This is a genomic window from Candidatus Accumulibacter aalborgensis (genome assembly GCF_900089955.1).
Taxonomy (GTDB): Bacteria; Pseudomonadota; Gammaproteobacteria; order Burkholderiales; family Rhodocyclaceae; genus Accumulibacter; species Accumulibacter aalborgensis.
Genome location: NZ_FLQX01000121.1, coordinates 1 through 25525, shown reverse-complemented (window position 1 = coordinate 25525; position 25525 = coordinate 1). Strand labels below are relative to the sequence as shown.

The following is a 25525-nucleotide window of genomic DNA, read 5'->3' as shown; positions in this document are numbered from 1 at the left end:
ATGCGCCTGATCCCGGACTCCGGCACGCGGACGCTGCGCGGCAGCGCCCACTGGCAATTGTGTGCCCTGCGCGACACGGCGCGCGTCGACGACGTGCTGATGCTCGCACCAGCCAGTGCCGACGATGGCGGCGCAGGCGCTGCGGCGAAGCCTTTCAGCGGCGGCTATGCCGGAATGGCTTTCGACCGGCGTTGCCGCCTCTTCCACCCACGGCCGGAAGGAGGCGCCGTCGACTACGTCCTCTGGGGCCAGACCAGCGCCCTGGGCGTACACGACAGCGCTCCGCAGCCGTTCGCCATTACCGCCGCCGGCACCGAAGTCGACGGCAGCGTCAGCGGCGATCTGCCCAAGCGCCCACTGGCGCTGGCTGGCGACGAAGCCGATTATCTCTATGTCGCCGACCCTGATGCGAAGGCCGTGTGGCTGGTCGATACCTGGCAGCAGGAGGTCGCCCGACGGATCGAATTCGATCAGCCACCGCTCGACCTTGCCGCCTGCGGCGCCGAGGTCTTCGTTTTGCTCGCCGATGGCAGCACCTGGCAACTGGCGCCCTGCCCCGCGCCGATACGCACCGTCTGGCCGGTGCTTGCCGGCGCCGAGCGCTTGACGGTCTCGGCCAGCGCGCGCGGCGGACATCTGGCCTGGGTGCTCAGCCGTTCCGGCCAGTTCGACGCGTCGCTGTACGCGCTGCACCTCGACAAGTCGATCACCGTGCCGTTCTGCACCGACATCGCCAGCGAAGCCGAGCATCCCGAGTTCGGAACCCTGGTAATCATCGCGCAACTGCCTGGCGACCACTTCCTGCGCCTGCGTCTGCTTGGCAATCAGCCGACGCTGCTGCCGCCGCTGGTGGCGCCGCATTACGACGGACGCGGCATCGCGCTGGCGCCCGACTGCCGGGTCGCCTACTGGACGGCACAAGGCCTGCGCCATGCGGCACCGGCACGCGCCCAGTATCGTCAACGCGGTCTGCTCTTCGCTTTCGCGCTCGACGCCGAGCATGACCAGACGCCCTGGGGCCGACTGGTCGTCGATGCTTGCCTGCCCGCCGGCACCAGCCTCCGTTTCCGGGCCTTCACTCGCGACGACCTGGAATTCGACGATCCGGTCGACGGCAAGGGCTTGTCCAGCGAGACGCCAGTGCTCTCGCAACACACCTGGGATACCGTTGCCGGGGAGATGCAGGCACTCTTCCGCGACCCCTCGCAAGGTCCGCTGGCGCCGGCACCGGGCGAGGGCTTCGCGCGCTACGATGCACCCCTGATCGTCTCGCCCGGCCGCTACCTGTGGCTGGTCTTCGAGTTCACCGGGACGCGCAGCAAGAGCCCGCGCCTGCGCAGCGCCTGCGTCGAGTATCCGGGCCACGACCTCCTTAGCAAGCTGCCGCGAACGCTTTGGCGCGACCCGGCGAGCCGCGACTTCCTGTTCCGCTACCTGATGTCGCCGGCGGCGATGCTCGATGAATGGCAAGCGGTCGCCGGCGACCGCCATCGCCTGCTCGACTCGCGGATAGCTCCCGAGCAGGCTTTGCCCTGGCTGGCGTCGTTCCTCGGCCTGGTGCTCGACCCATGCTGGCCGCCGGCCGTGCAACGGCGGATGATTGCCGAGGCGGCGACCCTGTTTCGCAGCCGCGGCACCCTGGCCAGCCTGCAGCGCATGGTCGAGATCCTGAGCGGTGCCCAAGTGGTGGTCATCGAGCACTTCCGGCTGCGCGGCGGCGGCGTCGTCGGCAACCCGCAGGTGAATGCCTCGCAGGCGGTACTCGGTGTCGGCTACCGCGTCGGCGGAGTCATCGGCGACCCGCGGCGGCAGTCTCTGGCCACCGACTCGCCCGCCGCCGCCGGTGATCTTGAAGACTTCGACGATTTTGCTCACCGCTTCACGGTCAGCGTCGTCGCCGCGCTCGACGCGAGTCAGCTCGCCTGCGTGCGCCGGCTGATCGAACTGCACAAGCCGGCGCACACCGACTTCGCGCTGTGCACTGCCAGCAGCGGTATCCGCGCCAGTCTGGGTGCCCATGTCGGCATCTCGTCGGTGATCGGCAAGTCGGCTGGCTTCGAGCGCGGCATCCTGGGCGACGCCGTGCTCGGTGCCGGCTACCTGCTCGGACGGCCGGAGCTCGATCGGGAGGGGACATGAGCCTGGCCATCGACTGCCTGAACACGCGTTTCCGCAGTGCGTCGCCGCTGCCGCGAGAGCGTCGTGACGAGTGGCTTGGCGCCTTCGCCGAGGCCGATGGCGATGCGCTCGGCGCGGGTCTGGTCGGCAGCGACGAGTGGCTGTTCATAGCGCGCCTGCCGCTTGCCCTGCGCTGGTCGCTCGATTGCTCGCCGACCGCGGTCGGCGAGCAATGGCAGACGCAACTGCGCCTCGCCATCGAACAGGTGCTGGCCGCCGACGACGATGGCCACGATGGCCGCGATGGCCACGACTCGCTGATCATCCGCTATGCCAGTCGGCGTGACGCGCTGGCCGACCTGCTCTACCGCAGCGCCCTCGGCGAGTGCAGCCGGCAGTGGGCGTGGCAGCGCATGGGTCTGATCGCACGCGCGGCGAGCAGCGCGGACGAGGTGCTGGCGGCAGGCATTGCCTTGCTCGTTGGCGAGCCAGCGCACGTCTGGCCGGTCCTGCAGCGCCTGCTCGTCGGCGAGAGCCGGACAGCGGCATTGACCGCGCTGCTGCGTGCCCTGCCGGCCACGGCGTGGGCCCGCGTCTTTGCCGCCAGCCCGCGCACCGCGGCTTACGTCAGCGTGCAGGCAAGCGGCGAGCACAGCACAGCGGCGACCGCAGACGCAGGGGCGCAGCATGCGGCGTCCCTGCAGGTCTGGCCGGAGGTATGCGAGTGGTTGCGCTGGGCATCAACGCGCGCGTATTTTGCAGCGCGACATCTCGACACGCTGACGGTGCTGCTCGCGGCGCTTCGCTGGTCGGCGGCTGCCACCCCGGTGCCCGCTCTGCGCGCCCGCCTGGCTGCCGTTCGCGCCGAGCTGGCGGCGGCGATCGGCGCACCCGGCGCGCGCGCCTTGGCCAGGGGAGCGACGCCGCCCGTCGTCGAGCTGGGGCGCACCGAGCCAGCGACCGTCGTCGTGGTTCAGGCCAGCGAGGTGATCACGCGCGTCGATGCCCTGCCCGATCTGCCAGCGCTACCCGAGTCAGGCGATTGGCAGTGCACCGCCTGGGGCGGCGCGCTCTTCTGGCTAGGCCGCCTGCCGGCCAGTGGCGCGCTGGCGTGGCTGGCCGAGCGGCCCGAGCTGCCGGCCGACGCGCTGCCGCTGTTGCTGCGTGCTCTGGCCGAAGCGCTCGCGGTGCCCGCCGATGATCCGGCTCGGCGGGCTTTCTGTGGCGGCGAAGTGCCGAGCGGTGAAATGCCGGCGGTGATCGAAGAGTACGCAGCGAAACTGGCCGACGGCTGGGCTGAGTGGCTAGCCGAGGTAGCGCCCGAAGTGGCGGCGCCGCGCCTGCCATCGGTCTGTCGCCGTGGTGGGCGGATCCGCTTCGAGCCCGGCTGGATCGAATTGCTCCTGCCGCTCGATTCGGTCGACACCAGCACGCGTCGTCTCGGGCTCGATCTCGATCCCGGCTGGCTGCCCTGGCTGGCTTGCGTCCTGAGGATTCGCTATGAGCGATGACGCCCCCCAGCGCCTGGAACGGCTGATCGGCGAAATCCGAGCGCACAGCCGGCGCGAACTCGCGCAGGTCGGCCTGCGCGTGGCGCAGAGCCTGCGCCAGCGCTTCGTCACCGTGGGCGATGGCACGCCGGCGAGCGCAGCCACTGCCACCACTGGACTCGCCGATCCGACACGCGACGCGCTGTGGCCGGCGCTGGCCTTCGCCGATGACTTCGCGCGCCAGGTGCCGGTGGCCGTGCAGCCGCCGCCGCCGGCACACCCCTTGCTGCGCCTCGAAGCGCAGCAGCGTGTCCGGGAAAGCGCCGTGCTGCTCAAGGATCTCCTGTTGCTGGCCTGCCTGCCGGAGGCACACGAAGGCTTCGCCACACTCTGCCGGCTGGTGCACCCCGACGGCTTGCCGATGCCGACCGGCGCGCTGGCCGTGCACTGGATCGAGTCCGAGGCGGTCCATGATGGCCTCGCCTTGCCCTTCGCGGTGCGTGATGCGGTCGAGGATTTGCTGCACGATTCACCGCTCGCAGTGCTCGGCCTGGTCCGCCTGTCGGGTCGCGGACCCTGGCATGGGCGTAGTCTGCAACCCGGCCCGGGGGTCTGGGAAGCGCTGATGGCACGGCCACCGCAAGTCGACAACGCCGAACTGGTGGGTGGCTACGCGCAGGTGCCGGGACTCGACGACTGGCTCGCAGCGCCGGCAGTGACGCAGGCGATCCTGGCTTTGCGCCATGCCCTGCCTTGCCAGATCATGCTCGTCGGCGGCGATGCGGCGATGCGCGTGACGCGCGTGCGCGCGCTGCTCGGCGCGGCCACGGTGGTCGCCATCCGGACGCGGATCGACGGCCCCGAGGCTGACGCGCGTGGCGACCACTGCGTCGACGGCTACACCGCCGCCTTCATGCACCAGGCCTGCCTGTGGCTCGAAGCGCGCAGCGACGAGCCGGCGCTCGACGACGCGCTGGCCAGGCTGAGCGCCGGACTCGGCGCAGCGCTGGCCAACCTGCCCGAGTTGCCGATGATCACCAGCGGGCCTTCCGACCGGCATGCGCCGATGCTCGGACTTCCCCTGATCCGCCTGCCGGTGCACGCGCTGGCGCCAGTCGCCCGGCGTAGCCTGTGGCAATCGCTGCTGCCCCAGCTCGGCGAACAGGCCACCGTCCTTGCTGCGCGTTACCCGATCGATCCGGACGACGCGCGCGATGTGGTGCGCGATCTGGGTTTGCGCCAGAGCCTGTCGCAGCAACCGCTGGCGGTCGAACAGGTGGCTGAGTGCATCCGCGCGCGGACCATCTGGAGCAGCCGCCCCGGCATCCAGCGCGTGCTGCCGCGTGCCGACTGGCGGGCGCTGCTCGTGCCCGAATCGGCACGCCGCCAGTTGCAGCGCGCCGTGCGGCGAGTGCTGCAACAGATTACCGTCCTCGACGACTGGGGTTTTGCGCAGGGACGCGGCGAACGACGCGGCGTGCGCATGCTCTTCTTCGGCACGCCGGGTACCGGCAAGTCGCTGGCGGCCGAAGTCGTCGCGCGGGCGCTGGGAGTCGATATGCTGGTCGTCGATCTGGCCAGCCTGGTTTCGAAATGGATCGGCGAAACCGAGAAGAATCTCGCTGCGGTCTTCGACATCGCCGAGCGTTCGCGCGCCTTGCTGCTCTTCGACGAAGCCGACGCGCTGTTTGCCAGGCGTACGGAAACGCAGGATGCGCACGATCGCTACGCCAATCTGGAAACCGCCTATCTCCTGCAACGGCTGGAGCGCTACGAAGGCGTCGCGGTGCTGACGACCAACCTGCGCTCCAACCTCGACAACGCCTTCGCCCGCCGCTTCGAATTCATCGTCGAGTTTCCCGAGCCCGATGCGGCGACGCGTGAAGCGCTGTGGCGCTTGCATCTGCCGGCTGGCGCGCCGCTCGCCGACGATGTCAGCCTGCCGGAACTGGCCGCCTGGTATGCGTTGTCCGGCGCGCAGATCAAGAACGCGGCGCTGGCCGCGGCGTTCCTTGCCGCGGCCGCGGCGGGGCGCATTCATCAACGCCATTTCCTGCTCGCCGTCGAGAATGAATTCGACAAGGCAGGGCGCGCCCACCCTGGCTTTCCGCCACACACCGTCTGGCCGGCCGAAGAATACGTCGACGACCTCGCATTGATCACCCCGCACGGCCATGACTTGTCGAGACAGCCTGGATTATGAAAGTCATGCCCGTTTCCCTAACCCCCCGACCCCTCTCCCGCATGCGGGAGAGGGGAGATTCGTGAGTCGCGAACGCGACTTTCACGACTGGCACGCTGACAGGAGGAATTTCCATGGCCACCCGGACCCAGTACTGGAACGACGAAGTGACCCGCCTCGGTACCGCTCTCGGCACCGAGCAGGTGGCGGTGGCGACGCTGCGCGGCACGCTCGCTGCCGCTCAGACCGCCCAGCGCGCGGCTGCCGATGCGCTGCGCAGCGAGGGCGAAGCGCTGGCTGCCGCACGCAAGGCCCTGGCCGCGATCCCGATGCCGGCCGATGGCGACCCGCTGCTGGTCCGGATGGAGGAGGCGCTCGCCTCTCTGGCGGAGGCCAGAGTCAGCCAGGCCAAAGCAGAGTTCGCGGTGCACAGTCTGCGCGCCGATCTGGCGGCTGGTCAGCAGCGAACGGGCGCGCTCGGCGGCGATCTGGCCGAGGCCCGGCGCGCGCTCAGGCAAGCGACGCAGGAAAGTGCCGCGCACACCGTGATCAGCGACGCGCTGACCACCGGCGGCCTGGCCACCTTGGCTACTGACGCCGCCGCAGTGCTCGCTGCTGACGCCGCCGACGCGCGCGACCGAGTCGAAGGAGAGTTCCCGTCAAGCGTCACGGCGGCAGAAGACTTTCTCAAGCGCGTGCGCGCGCGGCGCGCGATCGTCGAGGCGTCGGCGACCGCCGCCGACGAAGTCGAGAGTGCCGCTTTCAATGCCAGTCACGACGATCTGGCGCAGGCGCAGCGCTCCTACGACGCTGCCCTGCAGGCGGTCATCGCCCGTTTTCAGGCGGCGCCGGCGCTGGTGGCCGACGCCGCCACCTTGAGGCGGCTGGCAGCGCTGCCGGTGGCGGTGCCACCGACCGCCTTCTCGATCCTGACGCCCTGGCAGCATGAACGTGTGCACGACGCGACCAGGAAGGCTGCTCGCGAAACGGCACTGGCCAGGCTGACCGACGTCGATGACGGCCAGGTTGCGCTGCGCGCTGCGCAGGCCAGCTACGACCAGGCGCTGCACGCCGCGATGCAGGCGCAGCCTGACGCGACGCAGGCCGAGCTGGATGCCGCCACGCTCGGCGCCCAGCGCGCAGCACTGGACGGAAAAATGGCCGACCTGGAGACCGCGCGCGCGGCGCTCGATGGCGGTGCGCGGACGACGCTGCAAGCGTGGTTTGCCGCCGTCCCCGACGCCCTCTGGGAGGCGCTCGACAGCCTCGACAGCGCTCTGGCGCGGTTGACCTGGCTGGCCGGGCCGCCCACCGTGGCCACTCTGCTGGCCAGTCTGGATTCGGCCGAGGCCAGTCTGGTCAGCGCCCTGAGTGCCGCACGCCTGGTGCAGCGCAAGACGAACGCGGCCGCCGTGGCTGCCGCCCGCGCCGGCGCCGCCGATCTGGCCGAGAGCGAAACGCAACGGCAACGCGCCAGCGCCTTCGCCCGTAGCGCTTCGCCGTTCTGAGTACGGAGGGCTAGCCATGAACCCGACTGACACACCCGGCCTCGCTTGCAACGGCCTGCCGGTGATCGACCGTTGCGCGGCGAGTCTGCCCGACAACCCGCAGTGCGCGCCGAACTATCATTTCGGCATGCTGTTGGGAGTGGCGGATTTTCGCGCCGAGCAGGGCTTCCATGTCGGCCGTCTGCGCCGTCACCAACGCCTGTTGCATGGCAGCGGCGTCGTCGCCGGTTATCCGGTGCGTTTCGACGACAAGGATTTCGAACTGCACGTCGGCCCCGGCTACGCGATCGACTCGCTGGGGCGCGACCTTCTGCTCGACAAGGAGCAGTGCGTCAGTCTGCCCAAGTGGTGGGAAAAACATTCGGGCGACGAGGAATTCGACGACCTCAAGTCGGTTGAGGATGTCCGTTTCGACCTCGACGTCGTCGTCTGTTACAGCAGTTGTCTCGATCAACCCGTGCCGGCGATCGCCGAGCCCTGCGCCGGCAGTGCCGCCGACATTGCCTACGCGCGGCTCTGTGAAACCGCCCAGTTGGCGCTGCATCGACACGTGGACGCGGCGGTAGCCGTGCGGCCAGGCCCGTATCACCTGTTGCAGCGCTGGCTGGGGCTGGCCGTCGTGGCCACCGATGGCGAAGGCCAGCCGCTACCTGCCGAGCAGTGGTTGAGCGACAGCGTCGCCGCCGTGCAGGCACTGCCGGCCGCCGAGCAGGGCGCTGCACGCGCTGCATTGCTGCGCGAGATCAGCGCGCGCGCCGTCGCCGACATTTCGCCCTTCGCACCCGAGGCCGACGAAGCGGACCTCTGCCTGACCCTCGCCCGCCTGCGCGAGGTCCATATCTGGCAAGACGCAAATGGCTGGCAGGCGACGATTGGCAGCGTCGAACTCGGCGCGCGCAGCACCTTGCTGCCGAGCAGCCTGCTGCAAATGGTCCTCCTCGCCGATCCACCACCCTCAACCATCATTTAGGGGCTAGTCATGGGCACAAACGAAATCACCGGCGAGACCGTCGAAATCAGCGCCAGGGACGGCGTCGCTTTCATCGAGCAGGCCAGCCCACTGACCCGCCTGCATTTCTTCGATGGTCAGTTCCTGCGCGCTGACGCTTTTGCGCTCGAACAGGATTACCACCGCACGCGGACGCGGCTGGCCAACCTCGCCGGCGGCTGGGGCGTCGTTCACGGGCTGGGCATCGCCATCAGCGGCACGCAACTCGTCGTCGGCGCCGGACTGGCGGTCACCGCGGCGGGCAATTTCGTTCTCGCCAGCGGCGAGATGCAGGCGGCGATCAGTGACCTGCTGGTGACCGCCACGCCGGCGCCGGCGAGTGGCAACGCGAGTTTCGGCGATTGTCCCGAAGCCGCCAAAGTCGGGGTGAAGGAAACCGCTGCCCTGGCGATCTACGAGATCACCGTCGGGCCGATCGAAGGGCAGTGCGGCAACGAGCCGGTGTTCGGCAAACTCTGCGAGAGCGCCTGCGTCAGCGACTCGCGGCATCCGTGGTGGCGCGAAGGCGTCGTCGTGCGCTTGCGTCCGATCAGTCTGCAATTGCCGGTGAGCAGCGCAGTTCCCGCGTCGCTGGTCCACCTGCGCAATCGCATCGCGGCGGGCTATTTTGCCGCCGAACCCTGGCTGACGGCGAGCGCGGTCAGTGCCGCCGGCCTGGCCAGCAATCTCTGGTGCGAGCCGGCTGGTCTCTATGGTCGCGACGAAGTGGTGATCGGGCTGTTGGTGCGCGAAGCCGGCGCCAATCGGGTACTCGACGCCTGGAGTGGTCGCCGCGAGCGCATGGATAGCCAGGCGCGCGGCTACTGGCAGGGGCGCATGGCAATGCGGCCGTGGAACGTCTTCGTCGCCCAGATCCTGCAGTTTCAGTGCCAGCTCAGCGGCACTTTCGACGCCGGCAGCGTGGTCATCAATCCGGGCGACGACTGTGAGCAGTTGCGCCTGCTACTCGACAAGACGCGCAAGGAACTCGAGGCTCTGCAAAAGAAGTACCGCGACAGCGCCGAGAAAATCGTCCAGTCGTTTGGCGACAAGCCGACCAGGAAAGGAGCGCAGGATGCGGCCAACGAAGTGAAGGTGGCTTACAGCGAGCTCTACGAGTTGAGCAGTCAGCTCTCGGTGGCCGAACTAGGGACCGGCGCGCTGCCGGTACAGAGAATGCTGATCAATGCCGGCTTCATGGAACTGCCGCCGGCCGGCTATCTTCCGGTGGCGGCCGGCAAGGTGGCCATCGAGGAGCAACTCGCGCGCATTTTTGGCGAGGGAGTCGTGCTGCACTACCACGCCGTGCGCGCCGACGAAATTGCCCATCTGCTCTCCGAAGCCCAGCACCTGGACCGTATTTCGCTGACCCGCGGCATCGACAATCCCGCTGCGCTCGAGGAGGTCGAAATCTTTGTCCCCGATGGGCAGGTGATCGACCTGCAGGCGCAGGCAGCCGGCACCTGGTGGCAGGTCGACATGCGCGCCGCGGCCCTGACGGTTTTCAACTTCGGCAACGACGACGGGCAAGACCAGGTGGTCGAACAGACATCGGCGCCGGTCAGCGAGGCGAACGCGAATTTCGCTGCGCCGAGCGCTGACCTGCAGGACAACACCTCTGGCGGCGCGACGAATTCCGTGAACTCGCTCACTACGCTGACGCTTTCGGGTATGGCGCGCACAGAAGCGCGCGACAAAGGCAGTTACGCCCTGACGCTGGCGACATCGGTCGACGCGCAGGAGCTTGCCGATCTGGAGGCAAGACGTGCGCAGGCGACGAGGCTCGATCTAGGTCGCTTGAGCGTGTACCTGGCTGGCGACGTCGGCAATGATCCTTTCGATCTTGGCATTGGCGACGCCATCGAGGTCAAGGCGGAACTACGCCTGATCATCGGCAGCCGGGGTACTGCCTCGGCGATCGCTGGTGAGCTGACCTTGCTGTCGCGCCAGCCGGTGGGCAACTACGTCGAGTTGCTGGTGCAGATCGACATGGTGGCCAGCACTACTGCTTACGGCGGCAGCGAAGGGCCGGTGACGCAGACCAACCGCAGTTCGCTGCGCTTGACGATGCTGCGCAAGGGTGACGGCGACGCCGGGAGCTTCATCCTCGACGATCAGCGGCATGACCCGAAGAGTTCGCCGGTGTTCGTCGACTGGGACGACACGCCGCGCCGCGCGACGCTTTCGGTCAGCGCCGCCACCACAGCGCAACAGGTCGTTCTCCAGAAGCTGGTACGCGCGATGGTGAACAGCAACGCTTCGCTGGCCAGCGGTGCGCTGCTCGCCGCCCGCGAGCAGTTGCTGGTCATGAGCGCCCTCGCCGGAATTCCGGCGGCGTCGAGTGCGCTCGGTGCGTCGGTGATGAACGCCCTGCTGGCGATCGCCGAGGCCACTGACGATGCCGCCTTCCTGGCGCGCGCGCGCCGCCGGCTGTTCCCGACTCTGGACGTCCTGCCGGCGCAACAGGTGCGTGCGACGCACGACTGGATCATGTTCCGCCGGGCACGGACGCATCTGTGCGGCCCGCTGTGCACGCCGCTCACCGTTGCCGCGCTGGAAGCGTTTCAGGTCTGGCATCTGCGGCTGGATACCCTGAAGGATCTGGATCTATTGCGGGCCGCCGTCGACAAGGGCGATGCCAATACGCTCGCGCGTTTCAAGTTCCAGCGCGTCGGCATCTTGCGCTTCCGTGACGAGAGCACCTTTGCCGAAGAGTCGGCCGACCGTGTGTTGGCTATGTGGCGGCTGGCGCAGCCAGCGCCGCAAGTGGCTTTCGGCCGGGTCTGGGAATCCGCGCCGGCAACCGGGCAGGGCTGGCAGAACCATTTCCGCCTGCGCAACATGCTGCAGCAGATCGCCAGCCTCACCGAGACGCCAGCGGCTGGTCAAGGGGCGCTGGCGGCGATTCCGCACCCGCCACCAGCGCTGGCCGATGGCGCTCTCGACGGCGGCATGCTGGTGGTCACTGCGGTCATTGGCGAGGCGCGCAATGCGCTGCTGATCTACGGCAACTGGGATGCGCCCAACCACTACCTGACCACGGAGGCGCCGCGCAGTCCGCTGCAGTTTGTCGACAACCAGCCGCAGGGCATGGCGCTGGCGAATTTCATCGCTTCGTTGACCGCCAACCAGCCGGTGCTTGGGGTGACTCTGGCGACCACCAGGGCGGCTCCCGATGGTGGCGCGGCAGTGCGCCTGCAGGCAGTGGTCGACGCCCTGACTGCCGCCAGCAGGCCGGCTCCGACGGCCGCGCGGCAGGTCGTCGAGCAGATCAACACGCACGACCGGGGCCAACTCATCGAGATCGGGCTCGTCCCCGACGACTACGACGAGGTGATCTTCTTCGAACTCAACGCCGGTTGATGAGGTCGACAGATCATGCCCGCCCCAGCTCCCGCCGCTGACTTCAAGAAACCGGCCACGCCGCCCGCAGCGGCAGGCCAGGCCGACCAGGGCAAGGCGCCGGCGGCCGCAGCAGGCAAGCCGGCCGAGCGTCAGGCCGGCAAGCAAGCGAAAGCCGAGCAGAACGCCGGGCAGGGTCAGGCCGGTGCGCCGGCGGCGGCGACTGCGAAAGCCGGTGCGGCGGCACCTGCCGGTAGCCAGCAACGTTTCGACCGCATGGCTGTGCGCGCCAAGCTGGCGGTCAGCGAACCTGGCGATGCCGTCGAGCGCGAAGCGGATGCGGCTGCCGACAAGGTGATGCGCATGCAGGAGCTGGCGGCTACGCCGGCAGCGGCCCAGGGCGCTGCCCCGGCGAAACCGGCGGAAATCAAGCGCAAGGAAGATCCCCGGGCACTCGACCCCGCGCAAGGTGCTGCGGCGTCTGCACCCGGTGCCGGACCAGCGGCGGGAAAAGCCCAGACCGGCGCCGGCGGCCCGATCGCTCCAGGGAGCAAACCAGAAAAGGCGGCAGCACCTGCCGTGGCGCCACCCATAAAACCGCCAGCAAACGGCCCCGCTGGCCGTCAGGACGCGGCACCGATCTCCCGTGCGGTCGCCCAGCCGGAGGCGCAAGCCTCAGCCAGCACGCCACCCGCCGAGGAAACCGGTGGTGCCGAGCCGGTACGCGGTGCCGATGTCGGCAGTTCCATCAAGGACCAGCGGGGCCAGGGCGAGCCCCTGAGTGAGGACGTGCGCGCCCGCATGGAAGGTCAGCTCGGGCACGACTTCAGCCAGGTACGCATCCATCAGGACTCACGCGCCCACCAGTTGTGCACGCAGTTGGGCGCGCTCGCCTTCACCACCGGTAACGACATCTTCTTCGCTCACGGCCGCTACCAGCCGAACAGCAAAGCAGGGCTGGCGCTGCTCGCCCATGAGCTCACCCACGTGGTGCAGCACCAGGATTCCGGCCCGGTGATCGCACGCAAAATCGATCCGGAGATGGAAGACAAGTACAAGCCACGCAACCAGACGGCGACGAATGCCGCGCTCAAGGCGCTGGACCAGCTCGACATTCCCGCAGTAAAAGCGCGCCACCTGGCGCTATACCAGGGCAATGCGTCAAGTGGAAACCTCAAGCGCAAGCGCGGCTACAGCCGTGGCAATCCCGCGCAGGTCGGCGTCTGGAATTCGGGCATCACGATCGCCGAAGCCACGATTCGCCAGAAGCTCAAGGATAAGGGCCTCAAGAATGTTCCCGACGATGCCAGCGAGTCTTTCAAACTCCAACTGGGCAACAAGAAGAAGCCACAATCCAAGAGCATTACGCAGTTGCAGAAGCTGCTGAAGATCCCGACCTGGACACGCCATGGCAAGCCGGTGACCAATGGCTTCCAGGTCGATCACATCGTGGAGCTGCAGGTCTCGGGCGAAAACGGTACCGGCACGGGCAACAGCCCGGAGAACATGGAGCTGCTCGACCAGCCCAGCAACAGCAGCTCTGGTGGCGCGATTCGAGGCGCGATCTACAGCAAGGTGGACGCCTACCTCAACAGCTTCAAGGCCCCACAGCCCAAGCGCACGACCTTCCTCAAGAAGCACGATCTGGTTTTCGCAAGCGCCAGCGCCAATCTCAAGTCGGGCGCCAGCGCAGCGGACAGCGCCTGGTGGAACCTGGCGGAGATCAAGGGAGCCAAACCGCTTGAAACCGCCGAGGCCACGCCGGATGTAGACGAAGAGGGCACCGACAAGGAATTCCTGCTAGCCGATGCGCCCGGGGGCATAGTCATCCAGCGCATTAGCCACAAGAGCGGCCCGGGCAGCTTCGCGATCAGCGGCACGGCGCAATCCGCCATCTCCGGCCTGACACTCAAGAACATCAACATCACTGAAGCAGCCAAGAAAGGCAGCGGAACGGCAGGCTCGATTGAGGCCACCTGGAAGCTGCCCAAGAAGTGGTCCCACGCCAAGCCGGATGTCACGCTCACGCTCAGTGGTGACGGAAAGTATCGCGGCTTCCCCGCCAAGCTCGGCAAGCAATCGCTTTCCTTTGAAAACCTGAGCCCGGTCGAGTTCGATGATATCCAGATTGATGATGGCAAGATCCTGGGCGAAGGGAAGCTGACGCCCTCGATTCCCTTGCTCAATGCCCCCATCATGGTGCGGCTCGATGGCGACGACATCGAGTTCTACATCGAATTCAGCTCCGACCAGATCAATCTGAGCGCGCCGGGTGTGACGGTCGATGAGGCCACGGTGCAGGCCGCCTACTCCGTAGCGCAAGGCTTCAAGCTGGGCGGCGACATATTCTTCACCATCACCAATGTGGCCGACGGCTCGCTCAAGGCCACCTTCGTACAAGGCAGCGGCCTGTCGGTCGAAGGCAAGGTCGACTTCCAGAGCGACCTGTTCGACAAAGCCGCAATCACGGCCTCGTGGAGCGAGAAGGAGAAGTTCGGCGCCAAGGGCGTACTGGAAATCTCCAAGCCGGGCAAGATCAAGGGCATCAAGGCGGCCAAGCTCACCGTCGCCTACACCCAACAAAGCCAGACCTTCACGGCCTCCGGCAATGCCGAGACCGATATCCCCGGCGTCAAGAACTTCACGGCCGACGCCAGGTTTCAGGACGCGGAGAACTTCAGCATCACCGGCAAGGCCGAGCTGGAAAAGCTGCCCGGCATCAAGAGCGGGAATCTGGACATGACGCTCGCCAAGGCCGAGGGCGCGTGGTCGCTGGAAGGCACGGCCAGCGCCGTGCCCGACCTGCCCAAGGGTCTCAGCGGCAGTTTCGAAGGTAGCTACAAGGATGGCCTGGTCGACCTCAACGGCAAGCTCGGTTACGAAGACAGCAAAGTTTTCTCGGGTAGTGAGATATCAATCGGCGTCACCAACGGTGGGGCAGATGACAACGGCAAACCACTCGGCAAGGGCGGTGGCAAGACCTTCGTGGTGTATGGCACCGGGAAGCTCAAGGCCAAGCTGACCGACACCATCAACGGTGAAGCCAACATCAGGCTCGACAAGAGGGGTAGCGTCTGGATCAGCGGCACCATCACCAAGGCCGAGGCCAAGCTCTTCGAGCGCTTCCCCAAGGAAGAGGATTCCCGCAAGACGCTCTTCGAAATGACCTCACCAAAGATCCCGGTACCGGGCTTGGCCATCTCGGTGGGTGGCGTGGCGGTAGGCCTCAATCTTTCGCTCAAAGGTGGCCTGTACAGCGATGCCTGGGTGGGGCCGGGTGGGTTCAAGAACATCAGCATCGGGGTCAAGGAATTCAATCCGGCCGAGACCACGATCGACAAGCTCAAGCTGTTCGGCGATGCGAAGTTCGAGGTGCCGGCCTATGCCGGGCTGGCTGCCGACCTGGATGCACGACTTACGCTTGATGCCGGCATCGCCTCGGTGGGTGGCAGCGTGGGCGTCGAGGGCAAGGCGGGGATCGAACCCAAGATCGAGGCCAATCCGAAGTTTTCCTGGAGTTACGCGGACGGCCTGGACGTGGAGAGCGATGTCACGGCCTCGCTCACGCCCGTGCTTTCGCTGGGCATCAACGGCAAGCTGTTCGCGGAAGCCAACCTCATCGTCAAGACCATCACCTTGTGGGAAAAAAAGTTCGACGGTCCCAAGTACACGCTGGATCCAAAACTGTCGCTCTCCGCCACGATCTCGGCGGGCTACAACACCAGTACCGGTAAAGTGAGATTCGGCCGGCCGGAGTTCAAGACGCCCGACATCAAGGTCAGCGAACTGATGGGCAACATCATGGGCAAAGGCGAAGAACGCGTCGAAACCCATTATGACGAAGAACTGGGTATCTGCCGCAGCCCCGAATCCGGCGCGACCACCCTTGCCGAGCCCGCCGATGCGAACCCAAGCGGTGCCCCGGCGCCCCGCGATGCCATTGCCGCCCCCGGCATGCGTAGCGCCGCGCCAAACCCCCGCTCCTCTGCGCAACAACTCGACCGCGCCCAGCTCCTGGAACGGATCGGCGAAGGTGTCCCCCTGCCCGACCGCATTCGCAATGAATTCGAGCAGGCCATGGGCGTAGACCTGAGCCAGGTGTTCATCCATACCAACCCCGGCGCCTTCGACACCGCCAGATCGCTGCAGGCGCGCGCCTTCGCCTTCGACATCCACATCGTTTTCGCGGAGGGTGAATTCCAGCCGGACAGGCCTGAAGGCAGGTCACTACTGGCGCATGAGCTGACCCACGTACTGCAGTTGCGTGACGGCCTGACCGACATTGCGCGCTGGCCGGCGGTGACTCGCACCAGCGCACAAACCTCCGAGACGCCGGCGAGCATCCGGGCGATGACCCTGTCGGGCTTTTCGCTGCTCACCGAGACGCAACTCGACTGGGCGACCAGCCCCGACTTGCAGGCCGACGGGCCCGCGCTGGCGGCCTTCAGGGAAATCGATCGCTTTGCCGAGCGCCCCAACGTTCTGGCCGGCGCGGGGGAACTGAAGGTTGGCGAGGTGATCACCAAGGGGATTCCCGGCATCTATGCGCCGCTGGAAAAATATGCCGAGGGCGCGGCGACGCGCAACACAGCGTGGCTGCGCTCGACCAGCGACATCAACAAGGCCGAAAGCTGGGGGCGCGACCTGACCACTCTGGAGGCCGCCTGGCCGGCCGCCAATCTGTCGCTCGTCATGCGCGCACCACCGGACCCGGCGGCGGCCAAAGCTCCGTTCGAAAAACTGGTCGACCCCGCAACGCCGGAACTGGCCAACTTCATCGGCTATCTGACGACCTGCAAGCCGGTGTTGTCGGCCAACGACGGCAGCGAAGTCGATTCCTACCTCGCGCTGCGCGGTGAAGGTGTCCTGCCACAAAGCTACCACGGGCGCATCAACTACGCGCAGACCTACCACCACTTCACCAGGAACACGCTCGACGGACTGGTCAGCAATGAAGCCTTCCCGCAATGGAAGCAGCAATGGAGCTGGTTCCAGCGTCCCCTGACGGTCGTCCTCTATCCGGCCATCGACGACAATCACGCCTTCCACCGCAATGCCGGCCTGGAAGCCATGGTCACCAGTAGCGACATCCTGAGCATCGTCATCGAAGGCCATGCCAGCGTCGGCGATTACCAAGCGCAACTGGCGCCGGTTGCCGCTCGCTATGGCATCAACGGCGAGATCTACCAGGCCATGGTCGGCGGCCACGGCAACTCGACGGTGCTCAACCTGGCCGGCAGCGCCAATGCCGCGGTAACGGTCGATGCCCTGGGGACCAGCGGTACCAGTGGCGCCAACACCACCGGCCTGATGACCGAACTGACGCGACTGATGAGCAGCAGTCCGGCCCAGCGCAGGATCGTTCTCGACGCCTGCCTGACCGACTCGCATCATGTTGCCTCGGCGCTGCGCGCCTCGCCGGCCGATGCCGCCGCCGACGTCAATGCGGCCATCGCCGCCGATCCGAGCCTGCGCGATGTTGTCGCCGGCATCGCCGGTGCCGGCGCCACGGTCCTCGGTGCCGACGCTTCCTTCGCCCCATCGGAGACCACGTTCAAGACGCCGGGGTCGCTCGACATCGGTCTGGGCGTACCCGGCGACCCCGATCTGGTAGCCAGCAAACTGGTTTACGTCGAATTCGGCAGCGAACCCGCCGGTTGCATGCGCGCCGTGCTCGAGTGCTGGGCTGCCGACCAGGTCGCCGGCACGCACGATTGTCGTGACGCCATGCTGCGCCGTATCGGCGCCGGCCGATCGACGCACGTCGCCGCAGCGGCGACCGACACCTGGCGCGAAAGCATCATCCAGCCGCTCTACGATCTGGCAGCCAACCATTACTGGGGTAGTGGCGATGCCATTCGCCAACTGGGCGAAGTTGCCGACCACGTATTCCTGCTCTACATGGTCAACCACACGACGCCGGCGCAGATCAACAATTCCCTGGCGGTGATCGCCGGCAACGTCGCCCAGGTCAATCAGTTCTTCACCCGTGTCACTGCCGATCCGACCAGCACGGCGAACATGCGGGTGGCGATCACGCTCGAGCAGGTCTGGATGCAATATAACCACGCGCGCCGCGGCCAGTTCATGACCGAGCTCGCCCGTTACGGCAGTTGCGCACTCGCCGCAGCCGACCTGGACATGAATCTCGTCATGCCGCAGGTGCCGGACCTGCTGGCGCTGCCGCCGGCGGCCGCACAACTCAAGCTGGCCCTGCTCGCCGCCCGCCATGCCCCTGTGCTCTCACCGCCGCCCTCGCCACTGCCGGCCCACATCGCTTTCCTGCGCGGCTTGCTGGGTGCCGGACCGACGTTTCCCGCGGCGGCAGGAGTTCTCGCCGCTCTCGGTCCGCTCGCCGGCGGATCGGAGGAAGAGATCCTCGCTGCCATCGGCCGGCCGGTCGCCGGGGCCCCCGACCCGACGCGCCCAGCCAACGCCAACATCAACCTCGGCCGCGCCGACGTACCCGACGAAAACGACTTCGCGGTTACGCCCTTGCGCCGCAACGGCGTCGTGGCCACAGCGCGCGACGACCTGATGGTCCGCAGCCGACCGACGACCGCGACCAACGCCAACATCTTTGCCCATCTGCCTAGCGCTACGCCGGTACTGGTCATCGGCGAATTCGGCACTTGGTATGTGATAGAGCAGCCCCGCAGCACGGGCTTTGTCGCCAAGCGCTACATCACTCTCGTGCCCTAGCGCAAATTCGCGGCATCATGGAGCAGCCACCCCAGCCCACTGGGACGCACACCGAGGCGGAGGTGGAGTCCTGCGACGCCGGGGCAGGAAGACGCTCACCTTCAAGATGTCCAGAACCATGCGCTGGCATTCTCCCTGCCGGAAGAAGCGGCTGTGCGTCCGAAGTTCCTTGGCGTGGATCGTCCGCAGGTCGAGTTCCGGGCAAAACAGCTTAAGGGTCGCGTCGAGGTGGGCCAGATCAGCCGCCAGTCGCCTCATTTCCTTCCTGTGATGCTCGGTCAGCCCGGCCATCTCGGAACGTTTGATCACCAGGGCTGTTACCACGTGGCTCTCTGCCATGAAAATGCTCCGGTTCGTCGAAAACAAGCGCATTTTTGCCGAACCGACAGTCTGGTGCAGGGAGTGGCTGCACCATAATCCTAGAAACCTCTGTTGATGACACGAGAGCCCTTCGACACGCCCGCTGCGCGGGCTGCTCAGGGCGAACGGAAGCTCACCCGTTGGGTGAGCCGAAAAAATCCCGTTCGTGCTGAGCCTGTCGAAGCATGAACGGGATTTCCCCCCGCCAACAGAGGTTTTTAGGATAATGCCGCTGTTGCCCCTGTTGCGTGGACTTGGTGAATTACCCCTTGCCTGCTATTCTTGGCCAATGAAAGTCAGCGAGATCCTCAGGTTGCTCGCGGAGGATGGGTGGTTTCTCGTCGCTGCGCGTGGTAGCCACCGCCAGTTCAGGCACTCTGCAAAGCCTGGCCGGGTGACCGTTGCCGGAAAGCCGAGTGATGATCTTGCGCCCGGCACGTTGGGCAGCATCCTGAAGCAGGCGGGATTGAGAAAGTGAGGATTTGATGCGCTACGCAATAGTGATCGAGAGAGCTGAAGGCAACTATTCTGCCTACGTCCCCGACCTTCCCGGATGCGTGGCAACCGGGGACACTTTCCAGGAAGTCGAAGGTGAAATTCGCGATGCCATTGCATTTCACATCGATGGGCTTCGTGCAGACGGGGCTCCAATTCCGCAACCCTCAAGTGTTGTTGAATATATGGAAGTCGCCGCGTGACTCGTCGGCGAGGCGGAGCGTCAATTAGTTGCGGGCGAACACATTGTAGGGTCTGTTTCCCATGGCCTCGAAGAGGGTGCAATCACTGGCAACACGCGCACCGAGACAAAAGGAAAGATCTGACCCCGCCGCGTGCATGTGACCCCGCCGCGTGCATGACCCCGCCGCGTGCAACGCTCATCAGGGCACGACCACCGTTTGCGCTGCCGTCGCCGCGCCAGTCCCGCAGGGGTTGGTCCCGGCCACGCTCAGCCGGTAGGTCCCTGGCGCCACCACGCCGCTGATCGCGCGCCCGCCAACGGGAATCGTTCCCGCGAATGCACCGCTCACCGCCACGACATAGCCCGTCGGCGCGGGTCCGCCCGCCGGAGGATCCCAGCTCAAGACCACGCTGCTCCCGACGCGGTAGGCGAGAAACGCGGTCGGCGCCTGCGGCGGCCCGGAGCATGCTGCCGGAAACGCGAGCGTTACGGCGCTTGACGGCGCACTCGTTCCTGTCGGACTGATCACGCGCACTCTGAAGGTGTAGCTGCCGCTCGGGACTTCACTGAAAGTGAATGTCTCCACAGGGCCGAGCACGAACGATCCATTGTACGCGCCCGAGACGTCGAGGGTCACCGACGCCGGCGTGCCGCCGCCAAACGTGTTGCGCCACGCGAGCGCGAGGAACGCGCCGTTCGCCATTCCGGTCAACGCCGTCGGCGGAGAGGCGGCGGTGGGGACGTTCACGTAGATGCGGATCTCGTTCGATGGCCCGCTGCGCGCGGCGCCCGCGAGCGTGTGCACGCGCACGTAGAACACTCCGGTCGGCGCGGTGAACGTCTGCTCTGGCGCGGCGCCACGAGCGATGCTGCCCAGCACCTCTCCCGGATTGAGCCCCCCTTCGACGACGTAGCCGGTCGGCACCGCGCCCACCGCCGGCGGCGTGAAGCGAAGCGTCACGAGGTTGCCGACAATCGACGACGCGACAAGACCGGTCGGCGCCATGGGCGTGGTCGTATCGGTCACCGTGATGCGCACGGTAGCCACGTTGCCGTCGCCACCCGCGCTCGCCGCGCGGTACGTGAACGCGTCGACGCCAGCGAACCCGGCCGCCGGCGTGTAGACGAACCGTCCATCCGGATCGAGCACCGCGACGCCGTGCGTGGGCACGTCCACGAGCCGTGCGGTCATCGGTCCGCCCTGATTGGCAGCGTCGTTCTGCAGCACGCCAGGCGCGGCAACCATGAGCGCGACGCCGGTGGCCGTCACGTATTTGTCGTCCACCGTCGTGGGCACGGCGTTGGGGTTGGCCGCTTGAGTGATCGTGTAGCCCTGGCCGGCTATCCTGATGACCGTGGTGCGCGCGCGCCCTGGGTTGGTCTGCAAGGTGACGGCCGCGATGCCGGTCCCAAGACCGGTTCCGTTGGTGACCAGCGCCCACGCCGCGTCGCTCACGGCGTTCCAGGAACATGTGGCCACCGTCTTCACGTCGATCGATAACGTCCCGCCGCCCGCACCGACGCTCGAGCCCGAGGGGAGGCCGTACGTGCACGATGCGCCACTCGGCGTGAGCGTCAAGTCGGCCCAGTAGAACCAGTCGAAGATGAACCGGGCACGCGAGTCGCTGACGAGCTCGATGAGCACGTCCTTCCCGGCCCAGCGCGAGAGATCCATGCTCCCCGAACGCCAACCCGGCGTGGTCACGGACGCTGTCCAGTAGGTCGCCCCATTGATCCGGACCGACGCGTCGACACCGTCCTCGCTCGTCGCCGCATCTGAAATGCCGCCGGCCCAGTTGAGCGCAAGGGCCGGGCTGGACGGGAGCCTCAGGACCCACGTGAGCGCGGTCCGGCCGCCATCGGGCGGATGCGCGAAGATCGCGGAACTTTTGAACATGCCTCCAGAGGTCACTGACCCGACGGTGCCGTCATTGAAGACCGGGCCCGGCTGCAGAAGGTCGGAGTGGTTCGCCTTCCACGTCTCGAGCGTCAGCGACGCCAAGTTCACGCCGCTCGCTACGGCTGTCCCCGGGCTCGTGAATACAGTGAAGCCGCCTGGCACCGGTACGTTCGCCACCTGCACAGTTGACGAGGAGGTCAATGTGGGCGAGCCCTGGCCGTCGAACCCAGCCAACATGCCGCCCGGAACAAGCGCGAGGGGAACTGACAAGGTCGAACTCGCGGGCACGCCGCCGATCGCTACGTCGCTCCAGAGCGACCAGTCGCAGCTCGGGTTCGACCACGGTCCGGGGTTGCTGATGAGCCTCAGCGCAACGGTCGTCCCCGAAAACCCGGCGAGGCTCACCGCTCTCGCCTGCCACCCGGTTCGAAGCACATGCTCTCTCCACTGTTCCGAGCCGTTTACTGTCACGCGGAACGTCACGCCGTCCGTGCAGGTCGCATCGTCGGCCACGCCGACCGAAAACCGCAGCTGCCCGGCAGCAGGGATCAGCACCGAGTATTCGGCGAAGGTCTCGCCGCCGACCTGGCCCTGGTCGGGAGGATGAAGGAAGAGCCCGCCCTTGTTGACATCGCCGGCGACGATGCCAGATGGATAGGCCACTGCACCGTTGCCGAGCGGAACGTCCTGGCCGGCGTAGCTCACGCCCGTCGTCGCCTCGACGAACCGCGACACCAAGTCGACAGAGGGCGCGTCATCGACCACGTCGACGCGCGCGAACCGGCTGCCGGAGAACGACCCCGGCCCGAGGCGCACGTTCGGCGGCAGGACCGTGGCATGCGTGGTCGTCGGTCTCGTCAACGCGTCCACGAAGTACATCGCCAGTCGCTCGAGCCCGAACAGCGACGTCGCGTCGAACGCCGGCCAGCCGAACGTGAACCCCGATGTCGTGAGCTGGCTCCCATCATGGGCGATGCGGAGCAGGGTGCCCCGAGCGCGGTCAACGTCGAGAGGCCCTGCGTCTCGGTGAAGTCTGCCGAGGTGCCGCCGAGGCCGGTGTAGCGGATCGCGGCCCCCGTCCAATCGCCAGTCCAGTCCGGGACGAACGCGTTCGTCTGCCACGACTTGACGATGTTCACCAGCCGCGCGTTGTCCACGTTGGTCATGTCGAGATCGCTCGCGCTCGTCACGATCATCGCCGGCGCGATCGCCCGCCGCTCGAGCTGCAGCAGCACGCCCTTGAGGGAGGGATCCTGTGCGGACGGCTGACTCAAGTGCCCGTAGTAGCGCACCGTTGGACCGAAGATGAACGCATTGATGGGATGCCCGGGCGCGTCGCCGTTGAGCGCCCACTCCTGCGCGAACGCGTGATAGCGGTAGAGGATGTCGTTTTCGCCTTCTCCGCCGAGCGCAAGCGACGGGAACGCCGTGGTCAAATCTTCGTGCAGGGCCGCGGATCCCTGGGCAAAGGTCTTGCCCTCGATGAGCCCGTTGCCGTCGTTGAACTCAGGTGCCGAGATGTCGAGGTGCAGCGCATCGGGCCCGACGGCGCTCACCGCCGCGCCGACGCGGGCGATGAAGAGACTCCGAAAGTCTGCGGACGCGGGACTGATGTAGGCGAATCGCTGCGGCGTCGACGGCGGCGACGACCACAGCCAGCCCGTGGGCGCGAGCTTGTCCGGCGTCTTGACGTGAAATGCCTGGACGCCGGGGTAGTCGGGGTTGGAGGGCGTGACGCCAATGAAGTCGGTGTGCAACATCACACGGAACCCAAGTGCGTGGGCAGCGCTCACGTAGCTGGCGACGGCGGCGCGCGGCGTGTAGTCGGGATAGTTCTCGTCGTAGCCGTTCTGCCGCCAGTCGTGGAGGTACAACAGCGTCTGCTCTGGCACGAACTGCTGCGCCAGCGGCGCCAGCAGCGACGCGTCCGGCACGGTGCGCACAACCGCGCGGATGTTGGCCACCCACGGCCGCGATGCGTTCGACACCGGCGGGCGAGTGGCGGTGAGCCAGGCCTTGTAGGGCGTGGCGGCTGCGCGCCAGTCGCCGGTGAACGCTCTCAGACGCCACTCGACTGTCGGCACGGAGGTGGAACGGCGCGACTGCCTCGGTCGTGACGGATACGTCGATCGTCGTGCGCCCGCGGGTCGCCAGGTGCAACTGTTTGCACGCATACGTCTGATCCGTCGAGTACAACAGCAAGCTCCCGGCCGCGCCTTCGTAGACAGCCATCTGCGCCTGCCATGCGAAAGGGTACTCGTAGGTCGAGCCAACCCCTGGATGGGCACTGCTGAAAACCCGGCCCGTGTCGACGGGCAGGATCAGCCGGCCCTGTGAGAGATCCAGCCCAGCCAGACCCCACGACGCGCCGCGCAGCCCTGGTGCGGACACCGATGCCGCCAGGCGCAGCACGATCTCGCCGGTAGCCGCGTCGATCTTCACGCCGAGGGTCAGCGTACGTCCCCCTTCCGACGTGGTCAGCACAGCGCGCGGCTGGCCGGTTCCGGGGTCGGCGCCGAGCGTCCATGCCGCCAGGGGCAGCGATCTGCCACCGTTCATCGGGGTGACGGTCGCCAGCTCACCGCCGGTCGGAAAGCGCAGATACGATTCGCCAGTTACGCGGTTGGCGAGCCCGACGAGGTCAGCCCCGGTAAACGTGGCGGCGAGGTTCGGTGTGGTGGCTGTGAGCGTGGACCCGCTCGCGGCGAGTTGCGCGTTAGCCGTCCCCGCAGTGCAAAGAAATAGCGACACGGCCCAGAGGACCACTCTCAGCCGCGCACGGAGATAGGTCAGCAACAGCAGGATCTGCATAAGGATAGGAAATCCAACGGCACCATCGAGAGTATATGAGCCTCCATCAAGGGGCGTCAATCTCGAATTTGACCCCAGTGGCCCCTGAAAAGTCATCCGAATCCCGCCCCGCTCAGCGCCTGTGGTCCTGGGCCGAACATGCGTGATGTCAAGACGCCGTGGCGCGCTGGCCAGACCGTTCTTGACCCGCGATCACGCACGGCTGTCGCCCAGTGCGGTGCGGACTTGGGCGCTGATGCCGTTCCGAAGCGTCGAGCCGATCAGCGCCGGGCTGCTCGACTACAATTGTCCGGAGAACGGATGCTCGGTGGGCACCGGGCAGTCCCCGGTCGGAGGGGCGCTCAGGGGCTGTTCGCGAGCCAGCCATTGGACCAGGCCCCTCGGCGGCGGCAGGCCGACACCGTGCTGCAGCTTTCCACGCAGTTCGGGAACGCTGTCGCGATGGTCCTGGTAGAGCTCATCGCTCACGAAACCGGGATTCATCCTGAACCACTCGAGCCGATGCTTGTGGTTGTAGCGATAGAGAATCTCGAACAGCGGCCGGTAATACCTCCCGTAGCGCTGGAAGTAGAGCGTGTTGATCCAGAGCAGGTACTTCTCCCAGTTCTGCCCGTTCGAGTAGAAGGTCAGCCGGATCATTTCGTTGAGGTCCATGTCGAAATAGTCCTCGGGAAGGCGGCTGGGGACGCCTTCGATCAGCCAGTACTGCTGGAAGAACGGAATGTATCCTTTTTGCCGGATGAAGAGAAAGCGCTCGTAGTCTTCGCTCAGCCGGCTGTCAAAACCGTACAAAGTCATCGAAGGAAGCCGCCTGGCGTTGCAGCCGACCTTCCTTTTCCGGAACGACGCAAAAAGGGCATCTCTTGGTGCGGCCACGCGTCAGAAAACCCAAGGCATACAGCGTGTGATCGTAGAGGCCGTAGTCCGGGAAACAGGCCTCCACTTCCGGCGGCAGGCGCTTGGCCAGATCGACACCCGAACCGCCAAACTCGATCCGGTCGCCGTAGAGTGCCCGGAGCTTTTCCACGGCGCGCGCCGAAGACGGTGTGCGAAACACCACACTGCCCAGGTGAAGGTCAGCGTCGATCGTCACTGCCTGCTTCGCCCGATCGCGAGCCCGGCTGAGAACGACGCGCCAGCCTTGCTGGCGATAGAACGTGCCGAGCTTCAGCAGCGCAAGATTCGGGATGCGGCTATCGACGTCGTGCAGGACGACGGTCTTTGTGATCGAGTTCAAGATCGGGTGTTGATCGGTGACTCGGGCCAAGGGGCGGCGAAGAAAAGCGCGAAAGTGCTGCGCGGTGAAGTGTCCGTCTGTCGCGATTCGTGGCGGCGACCCAGTCTACAGCAATCGGGGCCGTCCTTGCAGGATCTGCGCCAGAGGCAGCAGTTCTCATTTCAAACCCACGCAAGGCGGCTGCTGGCGTAGGTTGGCGCACGAGGAT

The 25525-nt window shown here is 66.6% G+C and carries 14 protein-coding genes; 9 read left to right on the top strand and 5 right to left on the bottom strand.

The window, feature by feature from the left end:
- The 7 genes from ACCAA_RS13280 to ACCAA_RS13250 all read left to right on the top strand — a co-directional run bounded on the left by ACCAA_RS13280 (position 1) and on the right by ACCAA_RS13250 (position 18330).
- A complete protein-coding gene (locus ACCAA_RS13280) occupies positions 1-2139 on the top strand; it encodes a phage tail protein (protein ID WP_186407730.1) in 2139 nt (712 codons plus the stop codon).
- On the top strand, positions 2136-3629 hold the full coding sequence (locus ACCAA_RS13275; RefSeq protein WP_186407729.1) for a hypothetical protein: 1494 nt from the start codon (positions 2136-2138) through the stop codon (positions 3627-3629). The genes ACCAA_RS13280 and ACCAA_RS13275 overlap by 4 nt, the downstream gene beginning before the upstream one ends.
- The gene (locus tag ACCAA_RS13270; protein ID WP_186407728.1) at positions 3619-5811 is read left to right on the top strand and encodes an ATP-binding protein; all 2193 of its coding nucleotides are present in this window, start codon (positions 3619-3621) and stop codon (positions 5809-5811) included. The genes ACCAA_RS13275 and ACCAA_RS13270 overlap by 11 nt, the downstream gene beginning before the upstream one ends.
- 113 nt (positions 5812-5924) lie before the next feature.
- Complete coding sequence (locus tag ACCAA_RS13265) at positions 5925-7298, top strand: coiled-coil domain-containing protein (protein ID WP_186407727.1); 1374 nt, start codon at positions 5925-5927, stop codon at positions 7296-7298.
- Between the two features lie 16 nt (positions 7299-7314).
- Entirely contained in the window at positions 7315-8268 is a 954-nt protein-coding gene (locus ACCAA_RS13260) for a hypothetical protein (RefSeq protein WP_186407726.1), read from the top strand.
- 9 nt (positions 8269-8277) lie between these two features.
- Entirely contained in the window at positions 8278-11649 is a 3372-nt protein-coding gene (locus ACCAA_RS13255) for a hypothetical protein (RefSeq protein ID WP_186407725.1), read from the top strand.
- A gap of 15 nt (positions 11650-11664) precedes the next feature.
- A complete protein-coding gene (locus ACCAA_RS13250) occupies positions 11665-18330 on the top strand; it encodes an eCIS core domain-containing protein (protein WP_186407724.1) in 6666 nt (2221 codons plus the stop codon).
- 15 nt (positions 18331-18345) lie between these two features.
- Here the strand turns inward: ACCAA_RS13250 and ACCAA_RS13245 are convergent, their stop codons facing one another.
- A complete protein-coding gene (locus ACCAA_RS13245) occupies positions 18346-18669 on the bottom strand; it encodes a hypothetical protein (protein WP_245754570.1) in 324 nt (107 codons plus the stop codon).
- Between the two features lie 310 nt (positions 18670-18979).
- Here ACCAA_RS13245 and ACCAA_RS13240 point away from each other — a divergent pair, with 310 nt between their 5' ends.
- Positions 18980-19168, top strand: coding sequence for a type II toxin-antitoxin system HicA family toxin (locus ACCAA_RS13240; protein ID WP_186407757.1), 189 nt, complete (start codon positions 18980-18982; stop codon positions 19166-19168).
- 7 nt (positions 19169-19175) lie between these two features.
- On the top strand, positions 19176-19388 hold the full coding sequence (locus tag ACCAA_RS13235; RefSeq protein ID WP_186407723.1) for a type II toxin-antitoxin system HicB family antitoxin: 213 nt from the start codon (positions 19176-19178) through the stop codon (positions 19386-19388).
- A 180-nt stretch (positions 19389-19568) separates the two neighbouring features.
- Here ACCAA_RS13235 and ACCAA_RS13230 read toward each other — a convergent pair whose 3' ends face one another.
- The 4 genes from ACCAA_RS13230 to ACCAA_RS13215 all read right to left on the bottom strand — a co-directional run bounded on the left by ACCAA_RS13230 (position 19569) and on the right by ACCAA_RS13215 (position 25317).
- Positions 19569-22148 carry an Ig-like domain-containing protein gene (locus ACCAA_RS13230; RefSeq protein ID WP_186407722.1) on the bottom strand — a complete coding sequence of 860 codons (2580 nt, stop codon included), beginning with the start codon at positions 22146-22148 and terminating at the stop codon, positions 19569-19571.
- Positions 22127-23353 (bottom strand): DUF6259 domain-containing protein, encoded by a 1227-nt coding sequence (locus ACCAA_RS13225; protein ID WP_186407721.1) that lies wholly within the window; start codon positions 23351-23353, stop codon positions 22127-22129. The genes ACCAA_RS13230 and ACCAA_RS13225 overlap by 22 nt, the downstream gene beginning before the upstream one ends.
- A 1006-nt stretch (positions 23354-24359) precedes the next feature.
- The gene (locus tag ACCAA_RS13220) at positions 24360-24878 is read right to left on the bottom strand and encodes a hypothetical protein (RefSeq protein ID WP_186407720.1); all 519 of its coding nucleotides are present in this window, start codon (positions 24876-24878) and stop codon (positions 24360-24362) included.
- Positions 24859-25317: a hypothetical protein gene (locus tag ACCAA_RS13215; protein ID WP_186407719.1), complete on the bottom strand. Its 459-nt coding sequence runs from the start codon at positions 25315-25317 to the stop codon at positions 24859-24861. The genes ACCAA_RS13220 and ACCAA_RS13215 overlap by 20 nt, the downstream gene beginning before the upstream one ends.
- Positions 25318-25525 lie beyond the last annotated feature (208 nt).